General features: G+C 60.3%; 15 protein-coding genes. 8 read left to right on the top strand and 7 right to left on the bottom strand.

Features of this window, described 5'->3' with window-relative positions:
• Positions 1 to 28: 28 nt before the first annotated feature.
• Entirely contained in the window at positions 29 to 610 is a 582-nt protein-coding gene (locus T18_RS17315; protein WP_003513567.1) for an ATP-dependent Clp protease proteolytic subunit, read from the top strand.
• Positions 611 to 726: 116 nt separating this feature from the next.
• Here the strand turns inward: T18_RS17315 and T18_RS17310 are convergent, their stop codons facing one another.
• A complete protein-coding gene (locus tag T18_RS17310) occupies positions 727 to 975 on the bottom strand; it encodes a pentapeptide MXKDX repeat protein (protein WP_025594191.1) in 249 nt (82 codons plus the stop codon).
• A gap of 218 nt (positions 976 to 1,193) precedes the next feature.
• Here T18_RS17310 and T18_RS17305 point away from each other — a divergent pair, with 218 nt between their 5' ends.
• The 4 genes from T18_RS17305 (at position 1,194) to leuA (ending at position 5,635) form a co-directional block, all read left to right on the top strand.
• Positions 1,194 to 1,709 carry a sigma-70 family RNA polymerase sigma factor gene (locus T18_RS17305; RefSeq protein WP_003513560.1) on the top strand — a complete coding sequence of 172 codons (516 nt, stop codon included), beginning with the start codon at positions 1,194 to 1,196 and terminating at the stop codon, positions 1,707 to 1,709.
• Positions 1,706 to 2,350 (top strand): NrsF family protein, encoded by a 645-nt coding sequence (locus tag T18_RS17300; RefSeq protein ID WP_038491831.1) that lies wholly within the window; start codon positions 1,706 to 1,708, stop codon positions 2,348 to 2,350. Before T18_RS17305 ends, T18_RS17300 begins: the two co-directional genes overlap by 4 nt.
• A gap of 88 nt (positions 2,351 to 2,438) precedes the next feature.
• Entirely contained in the window at positions 2,439 to 3,626 is a 1,188-nt protein-coding gene (locus T18_RS17295; protein WP_038492908.1) for a benzoate/H(+) symporter BenE family transporter, read from the top strand.
• A gap of 299 nt (positions 3,627 to 3,925) precedes the next feature.
• The gene (gene leuA, locus T18_RS17290; protein ID WP_013636621.1) at positions 3,926 to 5,635 is read left to right on the top strand and encodes a 2-isopropylmalate synthase; all 1,710 of its coding nucleotides are present in this window, start codon (positions 3,926 to 3,928) and stop codon (positions 5,633 to 5,635) included.
• Between the two features lie 208 nt (positions 5,636 to 5,843).
• Here leuA and T18_RS17280 read toward each other — a convergent pair whose 3' ends face one another.
• A complete protein-coding gene (locus tag T18_RS17280) occupies positions 5,844 to 6,794 on the bottom strand; it encodes a metallophosphoesterase family protein (RefSeq protein WP_038491828.1) in 951 nt (316 codons plus the stop codon).
• Between the two features lie 66 nt (positions 6,795 to 6,860).
• Here T18_RS17280 and T18_RS17275 point away from each other — a divergent pair, with 66 nt between their 5' ends.
• Positions 6,861 to 7,352 carry an NUDIX domain-containing protein gene (locus T18_RS17275; RefSeq protein WP_038491825.1) on the top strand — a complete coding sequence of 164 codons (492 nt, stop codon included), beginning with the start codon at positions 6,861 to 6,863 and terminating at the stop codon, positions 7,350 to 7,352.
• A 17-nt stretch (positions 7,353 to 7,369) separates the two neighbouring features.
• Here the strand turns inward: T18_RS17275 and T18_RS17270 are convergent, their stop codons facing one another.
• The gene (locus tag T18_RS17270) at positions 7,370 to 8,362 is read right to left on the bottom strand and encodes a glutathione S-transferase family protein (RefSeq protein WP_038491822.1); all 993 of its coding nucleotides are present in this window, start codon (positions 8,360 to 8,362) and stop codon (positions 7,370 to 7,372) included.
• Between the two features lie 296 nt (positions 8,363 to 8,658).
• Between T18_RS17270 and T18_RS17265 the strand changes: the two genes are divergently transcribed.
• Together T18_RS17265 and T18_RS17260 are read left to right on the top strand one after the other, a co-directional pair.
• The gene (locus T18_RS17265; RefSeq protein WP_013636617.1) at positions 8,659 to 9,228 is read left to right on the top strand and encodes a GNAT family N-acetyltransferase; all 570 of its coding nucleotides are present in this window, start codon (positions 8,659 to 8,661) and stop codon (positions 9,226 to 9,228) included.
• 242 nt (positions 9,229 to 9,470) lie between these two features.
• Positions 9,471 to 10,784 carry an MFS transporter gene (locus tag T18_RS17260; protein WP_025594177.1) on the top strand — a complete coding sequence of 438 codons (1,314 nt, stop codon included), beginning with the start codon at positions 9,471 to 9,473 and terminating at the stop codon, positions 10,782 to 10,784.
• A 33-nt stretch (positions 10,785 to 10,817) separates the two neighbouring features.
• On the opposite strand, the gene T18_RS17255 is transcribed toward T18_RS17260, so the two are convergent.
• The 4 genes from T18_RS17255 to T18_RS17240 form a co-directional block, all read right to left on the bottom strand.
• A complete protein-coding gene (locus T18_RS17255; protein WP_013636615.1) occupies positions 10,818 to 11,231 on the bottom strand; it encodes a GNAT family N-acetyltransferase in 414 nt (137 codons plus the stop codon).
• 87 nt (positions 11,232 to 11,318) lie between these two features.
• Positions 11,319 to 13,406: a membrane protein gene (locus T18_RS17250; protein ID WP_038491819.1), complete on the bottom strand. Its 2,088-nt coding sequence runs from the start codon at positions 13,404 to 13,406 to the stop codon at positions 11,319 to 11,321.
• Between the two features lies 1 nt (position 13,407).
• Positions 13,408 to 16,218, bottom strand: coding sequence for a DUF4159 domain-containing protein (locus T18_RS17245; RefSeq protein ID WP_038491817.1), 2,811 nt, complete (start codon positions 16,216 to 16,218; stop codon positions 13,408 to 13,410).
• The gene (locus tag T18_RS17240) at positions 16,215 to 17,129 is read right to left on the bottom strand and encodes a DUF58 domain-containing protein (protein WP_038491814.1); all 915 of its coding nucleotides are present in this window, start codon (positions 17,127 to 17,129) and stop codon (positions 16,215 to 16,217) included. Before T18_RS17240 ends, T18_RS17245 begins: the two co-directional genes overlap by 4 nt.
• Positions 17,130 to 17,209: the final 80 nt, after the last annotated feature.

Genomic DNA, 17,209 nt, shown 5'->3' with positions numbered 1-17,209 from the left:
ATGCATGAATTACGCTGGAGAGCCGCTGATGAACGAAGACGAAGACGACAAGAGCAAGGAACTGCCTATCGGCAAGGAAACGGAAGCGAATCTTTTCAAGTCGCGTTCGATCTTCATCTATGGTGGCATCACGCAGGAACTGGCGCAGAAGGTCTGCACGCAGCTCGTCGCACTTGCCGCCGCCAGCGACGACGACATTCGCGTTTACGTCAATTCGCCGGGCGGCCATGTCGAATCGGGTGATTCGATCCATGACATGATCAAGTTCATCAAGCCGAAGGTTTATATCATCGGTACGGGCTGGGTCGCTTCCGCTGGCGCGCTGATCTATGTTTCGGTGCCGAAGGAACGTCGCCTTTGCCTGCCGAACACCCGCTTCCTGCTGCACCAGCCCTCCGGCGGCACGCGCGGCATGGCATCCGACATCGAAATCCAGGCCCGCGAAATCATCAAGATGAACCAGCGCCTGATCAAGATCTTCGCCAAGGCCACCGGCCAGAGCGAAGAAAAGATCGCCAAGGACATCGATCGCGATTACTGGCTCGGCGCTGAAGAAGCCAAGGGCTACGGCCTCGTCGGCAAGATCGTCGAGAGCCAGTCGGAAGTTTAAGGTTTTGATTTTTAGTTGAGAGAGCCCGTGCCGGTGGAAACCGGCACGGGCTTTTTTCATTCAGGCCGGATGATACGTGCCGCTCCCGGTTATGTGCATTGAATGTTCGGCCGGCATCACTTCATCGTGTTGCAGGCCTTCATCATGTCGGCTTTTTTCATCTTGTTCATTTCCATGTCAGCCTTGTGCATGCAGTCCTTTTTGGATGCCATGGACATGTCGCTTTTTTTCATCGTCTGCGTCTTCATGGTGTCGTTGTGCATTTTCGTCATATCGGTTTTCATGCCGTCGGCATGGGCGATGCCTGCGAAAGAAAGAACAGACAGCATGGAAGCGGTGGCGATGGCGGTAAAAATGCGGGTCATGAAAGATCTCCTCTGGACGTCATTAAATGTCCGCCGGCGTTGCACCGGGGCTCACGATTGTCCATTCGGTGGGGGCCCGTGTGTCGTTACACGCTCACGCGTTTGTGACATCATATTCGGGCGAGATTCTTTTCACGCCATTATGTAACAATATCCCGCCGATTGCGAATAACCCGATAGTGACGATGACAGGCAGCCTTTCGGAAGAGACATTAAAAATGCTGATGCTGCGTTCCCTCGATGGGGACGAGGGCGCTTACAGGCATTTGCTCCATGCCCTACGCAGGCTGCTGACAGCCTATTTCGACCGGCGCATGAGGGCCGCTTCACGGGGGGATGTGGAAGATCTCGTTCAGGAAACCCTGTTGTCGCTTCACGCCAAACGCGAGACCTATGATCGAGCAAGGCCGTTTACCGCCTGGTTCTTTTCGATAGCGCGCTACAAACTCATCGATCACTACAGGGGCAGGGGTGCGCGCCAGCTTTCGGAAGTGGAACTTGATGAGACGCTGGAAGCGGGATCGTCCGTCGATCAGGTCACGGCACGTATGGATGTGGAACGGTTGCTCGACGAGTTGCCGCAGCGGCAACGCGACCTCATTCGCAGGGTGAAACTCGAGGGTCAGTCAATCGCCGAAGCGGCCCAAAAATCCGGCCAGACCGAGCTTGCGGCGAGGGTCGGCATTCACAGGACGCTTAAAATGCTGGCGGCAAAGTTGCGAGGCGAAACGTGAGGAAGACGGAAGACATCATTGAACAACTGGCAAGCGGCCTCAAGCCCGTGCCTGCCTTGTCACTGGAGCGTCGGCTGGCGCTGGCCGTCCTGCCCGGCCTTGGCGTTTCGCTGTTGCTGATGCTTGCCATTCTCGGGCCGCGGGTCGACATGCACGACGCTTTGACCGAGCTGGGTTTCTGGATCAAGTCCGCCTATAACGCCCTGCTGGCCCTGACTGCGTTTTTCGCGGTCGGCCGCCTTACCCGCCCCGAGGGGAACAGCGGCTGCCTTTTCGTTTGGCTTGCGGTGATTTTCGTTGTGATGGCGGCGATAGCGCTCGTACAGCTGGGGTTTGCCTTTCCGGACAATTACAGGACGCTTGTTCTGGGGTCGTCCGCGCTGCATTGCCCGTTTTTGATCGTCGCTTTCGCGCTTCCGGTATTCGTGGCGAATTTTTCAGTTCTCAAACGCTCAGCCCCGGCTGATCCAGCCCTGGCAGGTTTTGTGGCGGGCATTGCGGCGGGTGCAGCCGGAGCCTGGGTTTATTCCTGGTTCTGCACCGAAAACGGCATGGCTTTCGTGCTGATCTGGTATTCACTTGGCATTTTCATCACCGGCCTGATCGGCGCTTTTGCCGGTTCGCGTTTTCTGCGCTGGTAAAAGGCGTACCTGTTCAGCCTGCGGGCATCTTGCCAGCGGTTGGGTTTTTTGATCTTCAAGGGAAACAGAAGATCCGGGAACCGCCATGTTGATGAAAGACCTTTCCGTACAGAGCCTGTTCATGGGGTGCCTGACCGCCTTTGTCGGCTTTGCCAGTTCTTTCGCCGTGGTGTTGCAGGGCCTGAAGGCTGTCGGTGCGACGGATTTCGAGGCGGCGTCTGGGTTGATGGCACTTTCGGTGGCGATGGGGGTTTGCGCGATAGCGCTTTCAGTCGCGACGCGGATGCCTGTCAGCATCGCATGGTCGACACCTGGTGCAGCCTTGCTGGCGACCACGGGCGTGATCGAGGGCGGTTTTCCGGCCGCCGTGGGTGGGTTCATCATCTGCGCCATATTGATCATCATTGCCGGCCTGTTCCGGCCGCTCGGAAAGGCGGTGGCCTCCATTCCAGCGCCACTTGCCAACGCCATGCTTTCCGGGGTCATCATCGGCCTGTGTTTTGCGCCGATCAAGGCGATCGGCTTTAACCCGGCGCTCGGATTGCCGATCATTCTTGCCTGGATCGTGGTGGGAGCCTTTAAACGACTTTTCGCCGTGCCTGCGGCACTTGCCGCTTTCGTGCTGGTGATGATCTTCGGTGTCGATATTCCGGCGGGGGCGCTTGACCGTGTGGCGCAATCGCTGACGCCTCCGATGGAGTGGGTGACGCCCGTCTTCAGCCTGCACGCCGTCATTTCCATCGCGCTGCCGCTCTTCATAGTCACCATGGCGTCGCAGAATATTCCCGGTATCGCAGTGCTGAAGGTCAATCACTACGATCCGCAGCCCGGACCGCTTTTCGCGGCGACCGGCTTCTTCTCACTGCTTTCCGCACCCTTCGGCGGCCATGCGGTCAATCTTGCCGCGATTACGGCGGCGATGTGCGCTGGCGAGGACGCCCATCCTGATCCGAAACGGCGCTATTGGGCGGCGATGATAGGCGGTGTCGGCTACATCGTCTTCGGCCTGCTGGCGGGCGCGGTCACGGCTTTTGTGGCACTGGCGCCGCCTGTCCTCATTCAGGCGGTGGCGGGGCTCGCACTGGTGGGCGCCTTTTCCGGCTCTGCCGTTGCGGCTTTCAAGGATCCGGAAACACGCGAGGCAGCGGCGATCACCTTCCTCATCACCGCCTCCGGCCTTTCCTTCGCCGGTGTCTCCGGTGCCTTCTGGGGGCTGATCGGTGGCGGGTTGATGATGGCGTTGACTGGTTTCGTAAAAGGATTGAAGAGACAATAGCCCTTGCATCCAAATATTTCGCCGATTATAAGCTTGCCCATGAGCAACAGCATCGCAACCATTTCCGGCATGAGCGCGCAGATTTCTGCGATTGCCTCTCCGTGCGGTGCACTCTCGCTTCTTAGCCTCGACCTTACACGCGGTTGCCGGGTCCAGTGAGGAGCGCCCGGCGGCCGAAAGCCCGCTGGCGCAAACGCTCCTCATCTCGAAATCTCATTTTATACTGGATTTAGGCCCTTGAGGGCCGCGCATCCGCCGATGGCTCGAGAAGCCCGCGGAATGCGCAAGGAGGAAGCGAAATGGACGGCAAGATCACCAATATTTCCAAAGGCATGTCGGACGCGAACGTCAAGTATCGCCCTTACCCGACCATCAATATTCCTGACCGCACGTGGCCGGGCAAGACCATCACCAAGGCGCCGATCTGGTGTTCGGTGGACCTGCGTGACGGCAACCAGTCGCTGGTCAACCCCATGGGCCATGACCGCAAGGCCCGCATGTTCAAGCTGCTGCTCGAAATGGGCTTCAAGGAAATCGAGATCGGTTTCCCTTCCGCTTCGCAGACGGACTTCGATTTTGCCCGCTGGTGCGTGGAGCAGGGCAATGTGCCTGAGGATGTTTCCCTGCAGGTGCTGGTGCAGTGCCGTCCTGAACTGATCACCCGCACCTTCGAAGCGCTGGAAGGCGCCAACAAGCCGATCATCCACTTCTACAACTCCACCTCGGAATTGCAGCGCCGCGTGGTATTCGGCAAGGACGTGCACGGCATCAAGCAGATTGCCGTCGATGCCGCCAAGATGATCACCGACATGGCGGCCAAGGCCGGCGGCGGTTTCCGCTTCGAATATTCTCCGGAAAGCTTTACCGGCACCGAGCTGGAAGTGGCGCTGGAAATCTGCAATGCCGTGGTCGAGGTGGTGAAGCCGACGGCGGATAACAAGCTGATCCTGAACCTGCCTTCCACAGTCGAAATGGCGACACCGAACATCTATGCCGACCAGATCGAATGGATGTGCCGCAATATCGACAATCGCGAAAACGTCATCATTTCGCTGCATCCGCACAACGACCGCGGCACTGGCATCGCTGCGACGGAGCTGGCTCTGATGGCCGGTGCGGACCGCGTCGAGGGCACGCTGTTCGGCAATGGCGAGCGCACCGGCAATGTCGACGTCGTGACGCTGGCGCTGAACATGTATACGCAGGGCGTCGATCCTGAGCTGGATTGCCGCGATATTGAGCGCATCAAGGCGGTCTACGAATATTCGAACGAGATGACGATCCCCGAGCGCCACCCTTATGTCGGCGAACTGGTCTATACGGCGTTTTCCGGCTCGCATCAGGATGCGATCAACAAGGGTATGAAGGCGATCAAGGTTGCCAATCACCCGGTATGGGAAGTGCCCTATCTGCCGATCGATCCGAAGGATGTCGGCCGCTCCTACGAAGCGATCATCCGCATCAATTCGCAGTCCGGCAAGGGCGGAATCGCCTATATTCTCCAGCAGGATTACGGCATCAACCTGCCGCGCAACCTGCAGGTGGAGTTCCGCGAAGACATCCAGCGCATCACCGATGAAGAAGGCGTGGAACTGCCGGCCAAGCGCATCTACGAGCGCTTCATGGAGCGTTACGTGACGCAGCCGAATGCGCGCATCAAGTTCGTCGATCACCACACCTATCCGGCGGGCGATTTCAAGGGCGTACGCATTGTCGCCGCCGAAATCACCGATAACGGTGAGGTGAAGCGTATCGAGGGCAAGGGCACCGGTCCTATCGACGGGTTCATCAATGCGCTGTCGGTCTATCTCGGCATCGATCTGTCGGTGAATGACTATTCCGAGCATTCGCTGCAACATGGGTCCAATGCTTCCGCCATTGCCTATGTTGAGATGGAGCATCCGGGCGGAAAATTGTTCGGCGCCGGGGTGAATACGAATATTGTTGGCGCTTCGCTTGAGGCGATTGTTTCGGCGGCCAATCGGGTGCTGGAAGAGCGGGTTAAGTAAAGTTGGCGTTTGGGGGTGGGGCTACCCCCTCTGCCCTGCCGGGCATCTCCCCCAAAAGGGGGGAGATCGACCTAGGCACGGTCTCGCCCATCTCAACGTTCAGAATGAATTGACGAAAGAGCGTCTTGCCGATCTCCCCCCTTGTGGGGGAGATGCCCGGCAGGGCGGAGGGGGTGAGCCACAGACTCTAACCTCAACACTCCGGAGTTTATCCCCCCAGCCGCGAAAACCCCAACGGCCTACCATTCTCATAAAATACCCTGATATCTTCAAGCCCGATACCCGTTCCGGTGTCGTTGAGGCTGTGGCGTTCGCAGGCGACGTTCCAGGTGCCGGGGCCACCGGAAATTTGGAAGAGATTATAGGCCGCGCGCGGTTTTTCGCCGCCCGGTCCCTGGCTGGCGGAGGCGATGCCGACGACCGGGATGTGCTCTTGCCCGTGGTGAGTGTTCAGCCAGTATACGGTGTTCAAATGGGTGTGGCCATGCAGCACGAGCTCGGCGCCGCCAACGCCAAGCGCTGCCGCGAAACGGCGAATGCCGAACATGCGCTTGTGCGCAGCCGCCGCACCGCGGATCGGTGGGTGATGGATCATCACCACGCGGAACAGCCCCTGTTCACCGGCTTTTTTTAAGAGTTCCGCGGTTGCGCGTGCTTGACGGTTGCCGAAATAGCCGGTGGCCGAGAAGGGTGGCGTTGCAATCGAGGTGGAGCAGCCGATCAGTGCGACGGGACCGCGCACGCGCATGTAGGGGAAAATCTTGCGGTCATCGTCCCATTCCGCCGGGTCGCCATCGCCACGCACATAAGGATACCAGGCGCGCATTGCCTTGTCGTGCGCGCCGGAAACATAGGCGTCATGATTACCGGGAACGACCGAGATCTTTTCAGGGTCGCCGACTTCTTCCAGCCAGTCGGCGGCGGCACGAATTTCAATGCCTGTCGCAAGATTGACGAGATCGCCGGTAATAGCCAGATGATCCGGCGATTTGGCTTCGAGATCATCGAGCAGCTTTTCCAGCGTGTCGGTGAAAAGGTGCTTGCGGCGGTTGCGGTGCCAGTTGACGAAACCGGTGATACGCTTGGATGCAAGTTCCCGGAAAGTAAGTTTTGGCAATGGCCCGAGATGGACGTCTGAAATATGCGCAAGTTTGAACATGGCGGCAGAGATAACCTATGATATGCGGCACGTCCAATAAAAGCCTGCCGGCAAGGAGAAACCAGGGTGAATGACGAGAGAACCGAGCGGCAGGCCCGTCCGTTCCACACGCGTATCCTTATCCGCCTGCTTCATTTCGTTTTTCTGTTCACACGCGGTGCCACCCTCGGTGTACGTGCGCTCTGCTTCGATGATGCGGGACGGATTTTTCTGGTGCGGCATACCTATCTGCCCGGCTGGTATCTGCCCGGCGGCGGGGTGGAACGCGGTGAAACGCTGCTGATGGCGCTCAACAAGGAAATCCGCGAGGAAGGCAATCTCGAGGCTGCGTCGACCCCCGAGCTTGTCCATGTCTACCTCAATCTGGAAGGCAGCAACCGCGATCATGTGGCGCTCTACCGGCTTCAGGTCACCCAGACCACGCCGAAAACACCGGATCATGAAATCACCGAAAGCGGTTTTTTCGATCTCTCGGACCTGCCGGAAAATGTGACGCCCGCCACCCGCCGCCGCCTTGCCGAACTTTCCGGCAAGGCGGCGATTGCCGACTACTGGTAGCGGCGGCGTCTCTGCCGTCAGGCAAGCGTCTCACGGCCATGGGCCATGGTAAGGTCCAGTTCCGGGCCAACGGGCACGATACCTGTCGGGTTGATGGTGAGGTGGCTGCGGTAATAATGTTCCTTGATGTGGCGGATATCGACTGTGTCCGGCACGCCTGGCGTCTGGTAGAGGTCGCGGAGGTAACCCGTGAGATGCGGGTAATCGTGAATGCGGCGGATGTTGCACTTGAAGTGGCCGACATAAACAGGGTCGAATCGCACCAGCGTGGTGAAGAGACGCCAGTCTGCTTCCGTCTGTTCTGCACCGAACAGGAAACGGCGGTCCCTCAGCCGGTCTTCCAGCATATCAAGCGTTTCAAACACCTTCACGGCATTTTGCTGATAAGCATCCTGGGTGGTGGCGAAACCGGCCTTGTAGACGCCGTTGTTGACGGTGTCGTAGATAACGTCGTTCAGCGCATCGATGTCGGCGCGCAGTGCTTCGGGATAATAATCCGCCGCCGATCCGGTGAGGTCGTTGAAGGCCACGTTGAACATGCGGATGATTTCGGCCGATTCATTGGAGACGATGGTGCCGCGTTCTTTGTCCCACAGTACCGGCACGGTCACCCGTCCTGAATAGTTGGCATCCGCTTTGGTATAGACCTGCCACAGTGTGGAGAAGCCGAAGAGGTGGTCCTCGGTTGCACCCGGAGTGCGTTCGCCTAGCGGTCTGAACTCCCAGCCGTTTTCCAGCATCAGCGGATCGACGACGGAAACGGAAATCAGGTCTTCCAGATTTTTCAGTTTACGGAAAATCAGGGTGCGATGCGCCCAGGGGCAGGCGAGCGACACATAGAGGTGGTAGCGATCCTTCTCGGCCTTGAAGCCACCTTCGCCGGAAGGCCCGGGCGCGCCATCCACCGTTACCCAGTTGCGAAATTGCGAGGCGCTGCGCTTGAAGTGCCCCTTGGTTTCCTTGGTGTCGTACCAGACGTCTTTCCATACGCCTTCCACCAGCATGCCCATGATGATCTCCTTGATTGTTTCCTTGACCGCAATCCTAACCGTTTAGCGCGGTGCCGCGAACCCGTGGCGCATTGAACAATGCGTTTCCGGTCTCGCATGGGCTGAATGGGATAGTGCCGAGATTTGTTCTGGACGGGTGGGAATTTTCCTGATAATTGCGATTTTCACAAATCTGAGGAAATCGTAGATTATGATCGAAACACGGATGCTCCGACGACGCTGACGCTCCTGAACGCCTTTACCGGCGCAGCCGTCATCTATTGTCGCATCCGCATTTTGGAAGTTTCGGTCTCTTCATGTCCAAGCACGATCTTGTCTACCTCACCGAGGACGCGTCGCACGACGCCATCATCGAAATCATCAACGAAGAAGCATTCGGCCCCGGTCGGCACACCCGTGCCGCCGCGCGCATTCGCGAGCAGGGTCCGCATGACCGGTCGCTGTCCTTCGTCTGCGCCGATGATGGCGAGACGATCGCTTCGGTGCGCATGACGCCGGTTTTGGCCGGTGGGGTGAAAGGCCATATGCTCGGCCCGCTTGCCGTGCGGCCTTCGCACAAGAACATGGGCATCGGCCGTGAACTCGTCCGGATTGCCATCGCTGCCGCCCGGCGGAAGGGTTCGGAGGCCGTCATTCTGATCGGCGATCCGCCCTATTACATGCCGCTTGGTTTCGAAAAGGTCGCCTACGCCGCGCTTGATTTTCCAGGCCCGGTGGATCCGAACCGGGTGCTGGTCGTGCCTGTTGGTGACGACGTGCACCAGCGGCTGAAGGGCAAGATCGGCTGGCGCAAATGCGAGGCCGCCATGCCTGCAGCCCAGGCGGAAGACGACGGCTTCGAAGAGCCTCTTCGGGTTTACGGCTGACGGATTTCGTTACGTCGGATTTCCCGCCCCTCACCAGTGCGTCCTTTTCCCTCATTCCTGTGACAGGTACAGAAATGAGGGACGGAGCGTTGAGTCGCCCATACACTGGCCGGTTATTTCGCTAAAGATGACGGGATGGTGTTCTGCCTTGAAACCATGCATCGTACTTCGCAAAATTCAATTCCGTTTCTTTCCCCTATGCGATAGCACTCGATAGTCGATTTCGGCACGGGGGCGAGCATATGACGGCAATCACCATGAACGATGCGCTGGAACGCGCAGGTGCGGGCGCCTATCAACGGCGGTTGATGGGTATTTTCGGCCTCGTCTGGGCAGCGGATGCCATGCAGGTGCTGGCGGTCGGCTTCACTGCCGCCTCGATTGCCCTAACGTTTGGCCTGACTGTTCCGCAGGCCCTTCAAACCGGAACGGCCTTCTTTTTTGGCATGCTTTTAGGTGCTGCCGGTTTCGGGCGTTTGGCGGACCGTTACGGTCGCCGCCGAGTGTTGATCGTCACCGTGGCCTGTGATGCCGTGTTTGGTGTGCTTTCCGTCTTTGCGCCGAACTTTGCCATTCTTCTTGTCCTGCGTTTTCTAACGGGTGCGGCTGTCGGCGGCACCCTGCCGGTGGATTATGCGATGATGGCGGAATTCCTGCCCGCAAAGAACCGGGGCCGCTGGCTGGTCATGCTGGAAGGCTTCTGGGCCATCGGAACCCTGATCGTGGCGCTTGCAGCGTGGGGCGCCAGCCTTGCCGGTGTTGTCGATGCCTGGCGTTATATTTTCGCGGTTACGGCTTTCCCAGCCGTTGTGGGTCTGGGTTTACGGTTCATGGTGCCCGAATCGCCGCTTTACCTCGTGCGGAGAGGTCGATCGGACGAAGCCAAGGTCATCGTCAACCGTATGCTGGTGGTAAACGGCCGCGCGCCACTTGATGCCGGGACAGGGCTTTTTCAGCCCGAGGTTTCAAAAGGGCAGGGGATATTTTCGCCGGCGCTCAGACAGCGCAGCATCATGATCCTTGCCATCTGGTTCCTTGTCTCCGTTTCCTATTATGGGATCTTCACCTGGATGCCGGCAAAACTGGCGGGAGACGGTTTCGGCTTCGTGCGCGGTTATGGTTTCCTCGTGCTGGTGGCACTGGCGCAGATCCCCGGTTATGCGCTTGCCGCCTATGGCGTTGAAAAATGGGGCCGCAAGCCGACGCTGATCGGTTTCTGCCTGCTGTCCGCCCTCGGTTGCCTGCTCTTCACGCTCGCTACAGGCGGCGCAATGATCGCCACATCGCTTCTGATCATGAGCTTTGCGCTGCTCGGCACCTGGGGTGCGCTTTATGCCTTCACGCCCGAATTGTACCCGACGGAATCGCGTGCGACCGGCATGGGGGCTGCGGGCGCCATGGCAAGGCTGGGCGGCCTTCTGGCGCCGTCGTTGCTGGGTTATGCCATCGCGCAGGGCTTCGGTTTCGCCATCGGCATTTTCGCCGGGCTGCTGGTGCTGGCTGCGATTGCCGCAACGATGATCAACGCGGAAACGCGGCGGGTGGCGCTCTCCTGACACTGCTGCGCCAACCGCTTTCTCTCGAACAGATTAGAAACGCTTTTCAAGCCATGTGATCGCCTGGCCGCTGGAGAGCGGGGCAAGCGAGCCGATCTTGGTGAAACCGCAGCGCTCATAAAGCCTCAGCGCATCCGGGTTCATCGTGTCGATATAAGCGCCCATGCAGCCGCGCTTTTTCGCTTCCTCTTCCGCCATGCCGAGAAGCTTCGCGCCTGTGCCTTGACCGCGTAAGGTCTCGGGGATGAAGAGAAGCTGCACATAAAGCCAGCCGCGGCCGGTATAGCCGACAAGACCGCCGGTGACGGTGTTCTCATCGTCGCGGATTGTGATGATGAGTTCGCGTTTGTCGCTTTCGCCAAAACGGGCGAGATTATAGGCCACCAGGGGATCGCGGATGGCCTTTTCAGCTTCTGCATCCGCGATGTCGCTCAAAACGAAATTCATGATTATCTTTCCCAGGTCGCCGAGCGGCGGCCGTTTCTCGTTTCCACTGCGAGACGTGAAAGCGCCTGAGCTTCCACCGGAAAGTTCCTACCGGCCCTCACGCCACCAGAGCGCGGAGAAAGCAAGGAGCAGGGCGGCAAGCCCGGCAAAACCGGCAAACAGCGGTAGGGTATTGACACCTTTCAGCACAGTCTCGTCGGTCATGCGTATCAGCATGCGATCCTCATCGGCAACCCTGATATCGCCCCTGACAGGCAGGATATCGGGCAGTGCCACGCGGCCCGAATTGTCGGCGACACGGTGCACGCTGCCCTTGGTGGCGTCGGCAAGCGGCTTCAGCGTTTCGGTTGTCGAAATCATTGCCTTGAATTCCGGCGCATCCACCGCGCCGACATGGACAAGCGTAGTGAAATCGCCGTTCTTGATTTCGAACAGGCCGGTCTCGTCCATGCGACGCTCGATCTTGTAAAGACCGGGCTCGGTATTGTTGAAGGCCATGTTTTCGGTTTTGCCCGAGGGGAAATGCACGCTTGCCTGACCGGGGTCGTCGCCGATGGTCTGGCGGGTAATTTGCAATGTGCGGCCGTTGGCGCGCGCCGTCAGCGCCTCTTCCTCAAGCTCCGGTTCCTTCATCAGCCAGTGTGCGATGCGCCGGTAAAGTGCCACATGCGGGCCGCCGCCTTCGTAGCCACGCGCCCAAAGCCAGCCCTGATCGGAAAGCAGCATGGCGACACGGCCTTCACCCTGGCGGTTCAGCACCAGCAGCGGGTCCTGCCCGTCACCCAGCATCACGGTCTGGCCCTGCGGCGGCTCAACGCTGACGGTGCGGAACCAGCGGCCCCAATGCGGCGGCTCATCGCCCGACCCTTCCAGCCCGCGGGTAACGGGGTGTTTCTTGCCCGCTTCCGAGAGGCGAGGATAAAAGGCGGACTGATGCACCTGGCCTGTCGGCTGGGCCGGCAGCACGGATGCAAGCGGCGTCATGGCGATCGAATCCTGACCGGCATGTTCCGGGCCTGCGGCGATCAAGAGCGCGCCGCCCTTTTCGACATATTGCGCGATGTAGTCGTAATAGAGGATCGGCAGCACGCCGCGATGCTGGTAGCGGTCAAAGATAATGAGGTCGAAATCCTCGATCTTTTCCACGAACAATTCGCGTGTGGGGAAGGCGATCAGCGACAGTTCGTTGATCGGCGTACCGTCCTGTTTTTCCGGCGGGCGCAGAATGGTGAAATGCACCAGATCAACCGAGGCGTCGGATTTCAGGAGGTTGCGCCAGGCGCGCTCGCCGGCATGCGGCTCGCCGGAGACCAGCAGCACGCGCAGGTTCTGCCGGATACCTTCTATCAGGTGAACCGCACGGTTGTTCGCGGCCGTCACTTCGCCGGGAAGCTCGGCGACGGAGAATTCCATGACATTGTTGCCGCCGCGCGGAACCTTGAAAGTGAAGGGGGTCGGCTGGCCGGGTGTGGCCTGCAAGGTGGCGATTTCTTCGCCGTTCATCTTCACGGTTACTTCCGCCGAGCCACCGCCTGCGGCTGCACGGCCATCATCGAAGACGCGCAGCGTCAGTTGCTGTTCCTCGTTGACGATGCCAAAGCGCGGCGCGCGGACGATCTCGATACGGCGGTCGAATTCATCGGCCTTGCCGGTGATCAGCCCGTGGACGGGAGCGCGGAAACCAAGCGCCTGTTCGGCATTGGGCAGAGCATTCGGAATATCATGGATCTGGCCATCGCTGAGGAAAATCGCACCGCCGACGCGGGAGGGCGAAACATCGGAGACGGCGGAGGAGAGGGCCGAGAAAAGCTGCGTCGAAGGTGAATCGCTCTCACCATCATCACGCACTTCCACGATGCGCGGTTCGATGCGCGGGAAGCGCGACAGCCGGTCTTTCAGCGCGGCAAGCGCTGTATCCGTCATCTGCGGTCGGTCCTGCACGTCCTGGCTCTGCGATCGATCGACGACAACGGGGACGATTGTGGAGAGAGGCTCGCGTTCCTCCTGCGTCAAAAGCGGATTGGCGATGGCGGCAAGCAGGGCGACAAGCGCCAGCCCGCGCAGCCATGCGCCGCGCACGCCGCGCCACAGGCCGATGAAGGAGAGAATAAGGGCGGCGACGGCCAGAACGGCAATCACGATCCACGGCAGGAAGGGGGCGAATGTCAATGTCATGTCACTGCCCCAACCGTTCGAGAAGTGCGGGAACGTGTACCTGATCGGCCTTGTAGTTGCCGGTCAGCATATACATCATGATGTTGACGCCAGAGCGAAACGCATGTTCGCGCTGCAACTCGTCCGGCGGCACAGTGGGCAGCACCGGTGCGCCCTGCGCATCGACGGCCCATGCGCCGGCAAAATCATTGCCTGTTATCATGATCGGCGTCACGCCATCGCCGGAGGAAGAGAGGCCGGATGTCGTCTTCGCCGCTCCCTGGCGCGATTCCACCCAGAGCGGCGAGCCGTTGTAGCGGCCGGGGAAATTGGTGAGCAGGTAGAAAGACCGCGTCAGGACGTGGTCTTCCGGCACGGGCTCAAGCGGCGGAATATCGATATTGGCGAGGATCGCCTGCAAACGTTCGCCATTGGGGCTGGTCGCGCCAGTGTCGAGCGACGAAAACTGATCGCGCGTGTCGAACAGAACGGTGCCACCGGCGCGCATATAGGCATCGATGCGCGATATGGCAGCGCTCGACGGCATGGGCGCGGAGGCCGACACCGGCCAGTAGATGATCGGGTAAAAGGATAATTCGTCCTTGGATATATCGAGGCCGACCGGCTGGCCGGGCTCCAGCGTCGTGCGCCAGGTCAGGAATTCGCTCAATCCCTGCAAACCCTGTTCGGAAATGCGGTCGACATCGTCCTCGCCGGTGCGGACATAGGCGAGATGCGTCGTGTCCAGCCGCTCGAAAATCTGCTCGTCACCGGGTTTGGGGTCGTCGGCGCGCACATCGCTCGGGGACATCGCGGCGAAGGCGCCAATGGCCAGCAGCACGGTGGCAGCTGTGGCGCTGCGGGCTTTCGGCAGGCGTGCGAAGGCGCCGTTCATGAAGAGCACGATGAGACTGTCGGCAATCAACATCAGGAAGGCGGCGATGAACAAGGCCGGGCGCAGCGATTTCGCCGTTTCGCCGATCAGTGCCTCGCTGGTGGTGTTGACACCGGCGAGCGAGGTATCGAGCGGGCGAAGCGTGGCGCCAGCCGGTAGAAGATTGAGAGCCACGAAACCATCCTCTGTGCCATAAAGGCCGGGGGGATTGTCGAAACCGGTGCGGGGAGCCTGACCGGGGCGCATTTCCAACGGCCGGGCGGAGCCGACATCGGCTGACAAGGCACCTTCGGCCGTCAGTAGCCGGAAGGGCGGTAATGCTGCGGCCGGGGCATTCGCGGAGGTGGAAGCACCGCCTGCCTTGGACAATTGCACGATACGGCGCAACATATCGACGAAGTGGCCTGATATCGGCAGGTCGGACCAGCTTGCCTCGGCGCTGACATGGAACAGCACGATGCGGCCCGCTTCGACATTGCGTGTGGTGACGAGTGGCGTGCCGTCGGCAAGGCTCGCCCAGGTGCGCTCGGCGAGATCCGGTGTCGGTTCGGCAAGAACCTGCCGTTTTACGAGCACGCCATCGGCCTTCGGCATTCCGGCAAAGGCGCCGAAATTCGGGAAATCGGCAAGCGGCTGTGGCTCGGCCCATGAGAGCGCGCCGCCAAGCGCGCGTTCACCCTGCCGCAACGTCACCGGTACCAGCGGATCGTCGGCGGGGGCTGCGGCAAGGCGCGGTCCGGCAAAACGGATCAGCGTGCCGCCGGCGGCAAGCCAGCGCTGCATCGGCTCATAGGTCTCCTGCGGCAGACGTCCGATATCGGCCATGACGATGACGGAAGGATTGGATTGCAGGATTTCCGGGATCGCCTGCGCAAGATCTGCCTGTCGTTGCGGGATGAGATCGACAAAGGGCTGAAGGGCGCGGCTGATGTAATAAAGCGGCTGCAGCAGCGGCTGGAAATCATTGCCGGTTTCACCGGCCAGCAGCGCCACGCGGCGGCGGCGGAAACCGTCATCCAGAAGATGCACCGCGCCCGCCGTCGAAACTGCCTCGATGGAGAGGCGGGCGAAGTCGTTGCGCAATTCGAAAGGCGCTTCCACCGTCGCCGTCGTTTCCGCTTCGCCGGGAGCGAAACTGGCGATGCCAGTGGCAAGGATGCGGCCCTGGCTGTCCTGCGCATTGACGGTCAACCGGCTGGGGGAGGCCGTGTCGAGCCGCGATAGCGTGACGCTCATCGCATCGGCATTGTTGGCGGCGCCGGTAATGGCGGCGATGGATTTCCCATCACCCGTGACGATGCGGAACTCGGCAGCTGAGAGGCTGGCCAGCGTTTTGAGTGCGCTTTCATCCTGCGCGGTGGCAACGCCGTCGGCAATATAGGCGAGCGTGCCGGGGGAGGTGCCGTTCAGCGCCTCGGTAATGGCTTCCGCCGTGCGCACGCGGTCGGGCGCAAGCGGCTTCGGCTTGGCGGCGGCGAGCTTGTCCAGCGCCACCGCCGTGGTGGCTGGCACGGCGTCATGTTCGGCATCTGCGGTGAAGCTGATGGAAACGGGGCGATCGGCCCTTTCCGCATCGCCGATCAGGGCCTGAGAGGTTTCGACGCGTCTCTGCCAATCAGTTGCAGAGGCCCAGCTATTATCGACCACAAGCACCAGGGGACCAGTGCCGGCAATGCTGTTGTTGCGGGGGTTCACCACCGGATCGGCCAGCGCGAAAATCACGGCGGCGGCGAGCGCGATGCGCAGCAATGTCAGCCACCACGGGCTTTTCGAGGGCGTTTCCTCGCGCTTCAGCACGGTGGCCAGAATTTTCAGCGGCGGAAAAACCTCTGCCTTGGGGCGCGGCGGGGTGAGCCGCAGCAGCCACCAGATGGCTGGAAGCGCCAGAAGGCCGAAGAGAATATAGGGGCTGGTGAAGACGAAGGGCAATGCGCTCATCGGTTGCCACCGCCTTGCGCGGGCGCACCGGACAAATACATGTGAACAGCCACAAGCGCCTCGGAGGCTAGATGATCGGTGCGGTGAAACACGAAATTCCAGCCTAGACGGCGCAGCGAAGAAGACAGCGCTTCGCGGCGGGCGAGATAGGCGCGGGTATAATCCTCGCGAATCGTTTCCGCGCGGCCGGAGACGAGTTTTTCACCGGTTTCCGGGTCGGTAAATTCGGTGCGGCCCGAATAGGGGAAGGTTTCTTCGGCCGGATCGGCGATTTCCACCACATGGCCGCGCAAGCCGCGCCGCGCGAGTGGCGAAATCCGCTCCATGACGTTTTTCGCATCGTCGAGAAAATCGCCTATGAGGACGATGTCGCTTGCACCGCGGATCATGCCCGTTTCCGGCATGCCTGTGGTGAGCGGCGCGTGCATGATGGCGGCAGCCAGACGTTCGGCGGCGTTTCTGGCCGAGATGGGCTCCATGATACCGGGACAACCTATGCGCTCGCCCGAGCGCGCAAGGATTTCCGCCAGCGCCAGCATCAGCACCAAAGCGCGGCTTTCCTTGGAAACAGAGCCGAGTGTGGATTTGAACATCATCGACGGCGACATGTCGGCCCACAGCCAGATGGTGTGGGCAGCTTCCCATTCCCGATCGCGCACATAGGTGTGGTCGTCGCGGGCCGAGCGTCGCCAGTCGATACGCGACAGGCTCTCGCCTTCGGAATAGGGGCGGAACTGCCAGAAATTCTCGCCGATGCCGCGCTTGCGGCGGCCGTGCCAGCCGGCGGTGACGGTGTTGGCGATGCGCTTGGCTTCGACCATGCAGTCCGGCACCAGTGCGGCACGCTGGCGCGCGCGCGCCAGGACTTCGCTACCCGGTGTCTTATCTACGATCTGGCCGATGGATGCCACAGGCACTCCTTTCGAGAAAGCTTAGGCAGATGTCAGAGCGGCGGGCCGCTCCGAGTTTTTTGTCGAGCATCGGATTTTCC

The sequence above is a fragment of the Rhizobium sp. TBD182 genome, assembly GCF_001950375.1.
GTDB classification, from domain to species: domain Bacteria; phylum Pseudomonadota; class Alphaproteobacteria; order Rhizobiales; family Rhizobiaceae; genus Agrobacterium; species Agrobacterium tumefaciens.
The sequence above is the reverse complement of the archived record's forward strand: the minus strand, read 5'-3'. Positions and strand labels throughout refer to the sequence as shown.

Bases quoted from the DNA above. Each gene is read 5' to 3' on its own strand.
- T18_RS17305 (WP_003513560.1), top strand. From the start codon at position 1,194: ATGCTGATGCTGCGTTCCCTCGATGGGGACGAGGGCGCTTACAGGCAT.
- T18_RS17255 (WP_013636615.1), bottom strand. From the start codon at position 11,231: ATGAATTTCGTTTTGAGCGACATCGCGGATGCAGAAGCTGAAAAGGCC.
- T18_RS17315 (WP_003513567.1), top strand. From the start codon at position 29: ATGAACGAAGACGAAGACGACAAGAGCAAGGAACTGCCTATCGGCAAG.
- T18_RS17250 (WP_038491819.1), bottom strand. From the start codon at position 13,406: ATGACATTGACATTCGCCCCCTTCCTGCCGTGGATCGTGATTGCCGTT.
- T18_RS17245 (WP_038491817.1), bottom strand. From the start codon at position 16,218: ATGAGCGCATTGCCCTTCGTCTTCACCAGCCCCTATATTCTCTTCGGC.
- T18_RS17265 (WP_013636617.1), top strand. From the start codon at position 8,659: ATGTCCAAGCACGATCTTGTCTACCTCACCGAGGACGCGTCGCACGAC.
- T18_RS17310 (WP_025594191.1), bottom strand. From the start codon at position 975: ATGACCCGCATTTTTACCGCCATCGCCACCGCTTCCATGCTGTCTGTT.
- leuA (WP_013636621.1), top strand. From the start codon at position 3,926: ATGGACGGCAAGATCACCAATATTTCCAAAGGCATGTCGGACGCGAAC.
- T18_RS17280 (WP_038491828.1), bottom strand. From the start codon at position 6,794: ATGTTCAAACTTGCGCATATTTCAGACGTCCATCTCGGGCCATTGCCA.
- T18_RS17270 (WP_038491822.1), bottom strand. From the start codon at position 8,362: ATGGGCATGCTGGTGGAAGGCGTATGGAAAGACGTCTGGTACGACACC.
- T18_RS17260 (WP_025594177.1), top strand. From the start codon at position 9,471: ATGACGGCAATCACCATGAACGATGCGCTGGAACGCGCAGGTGCGGGC.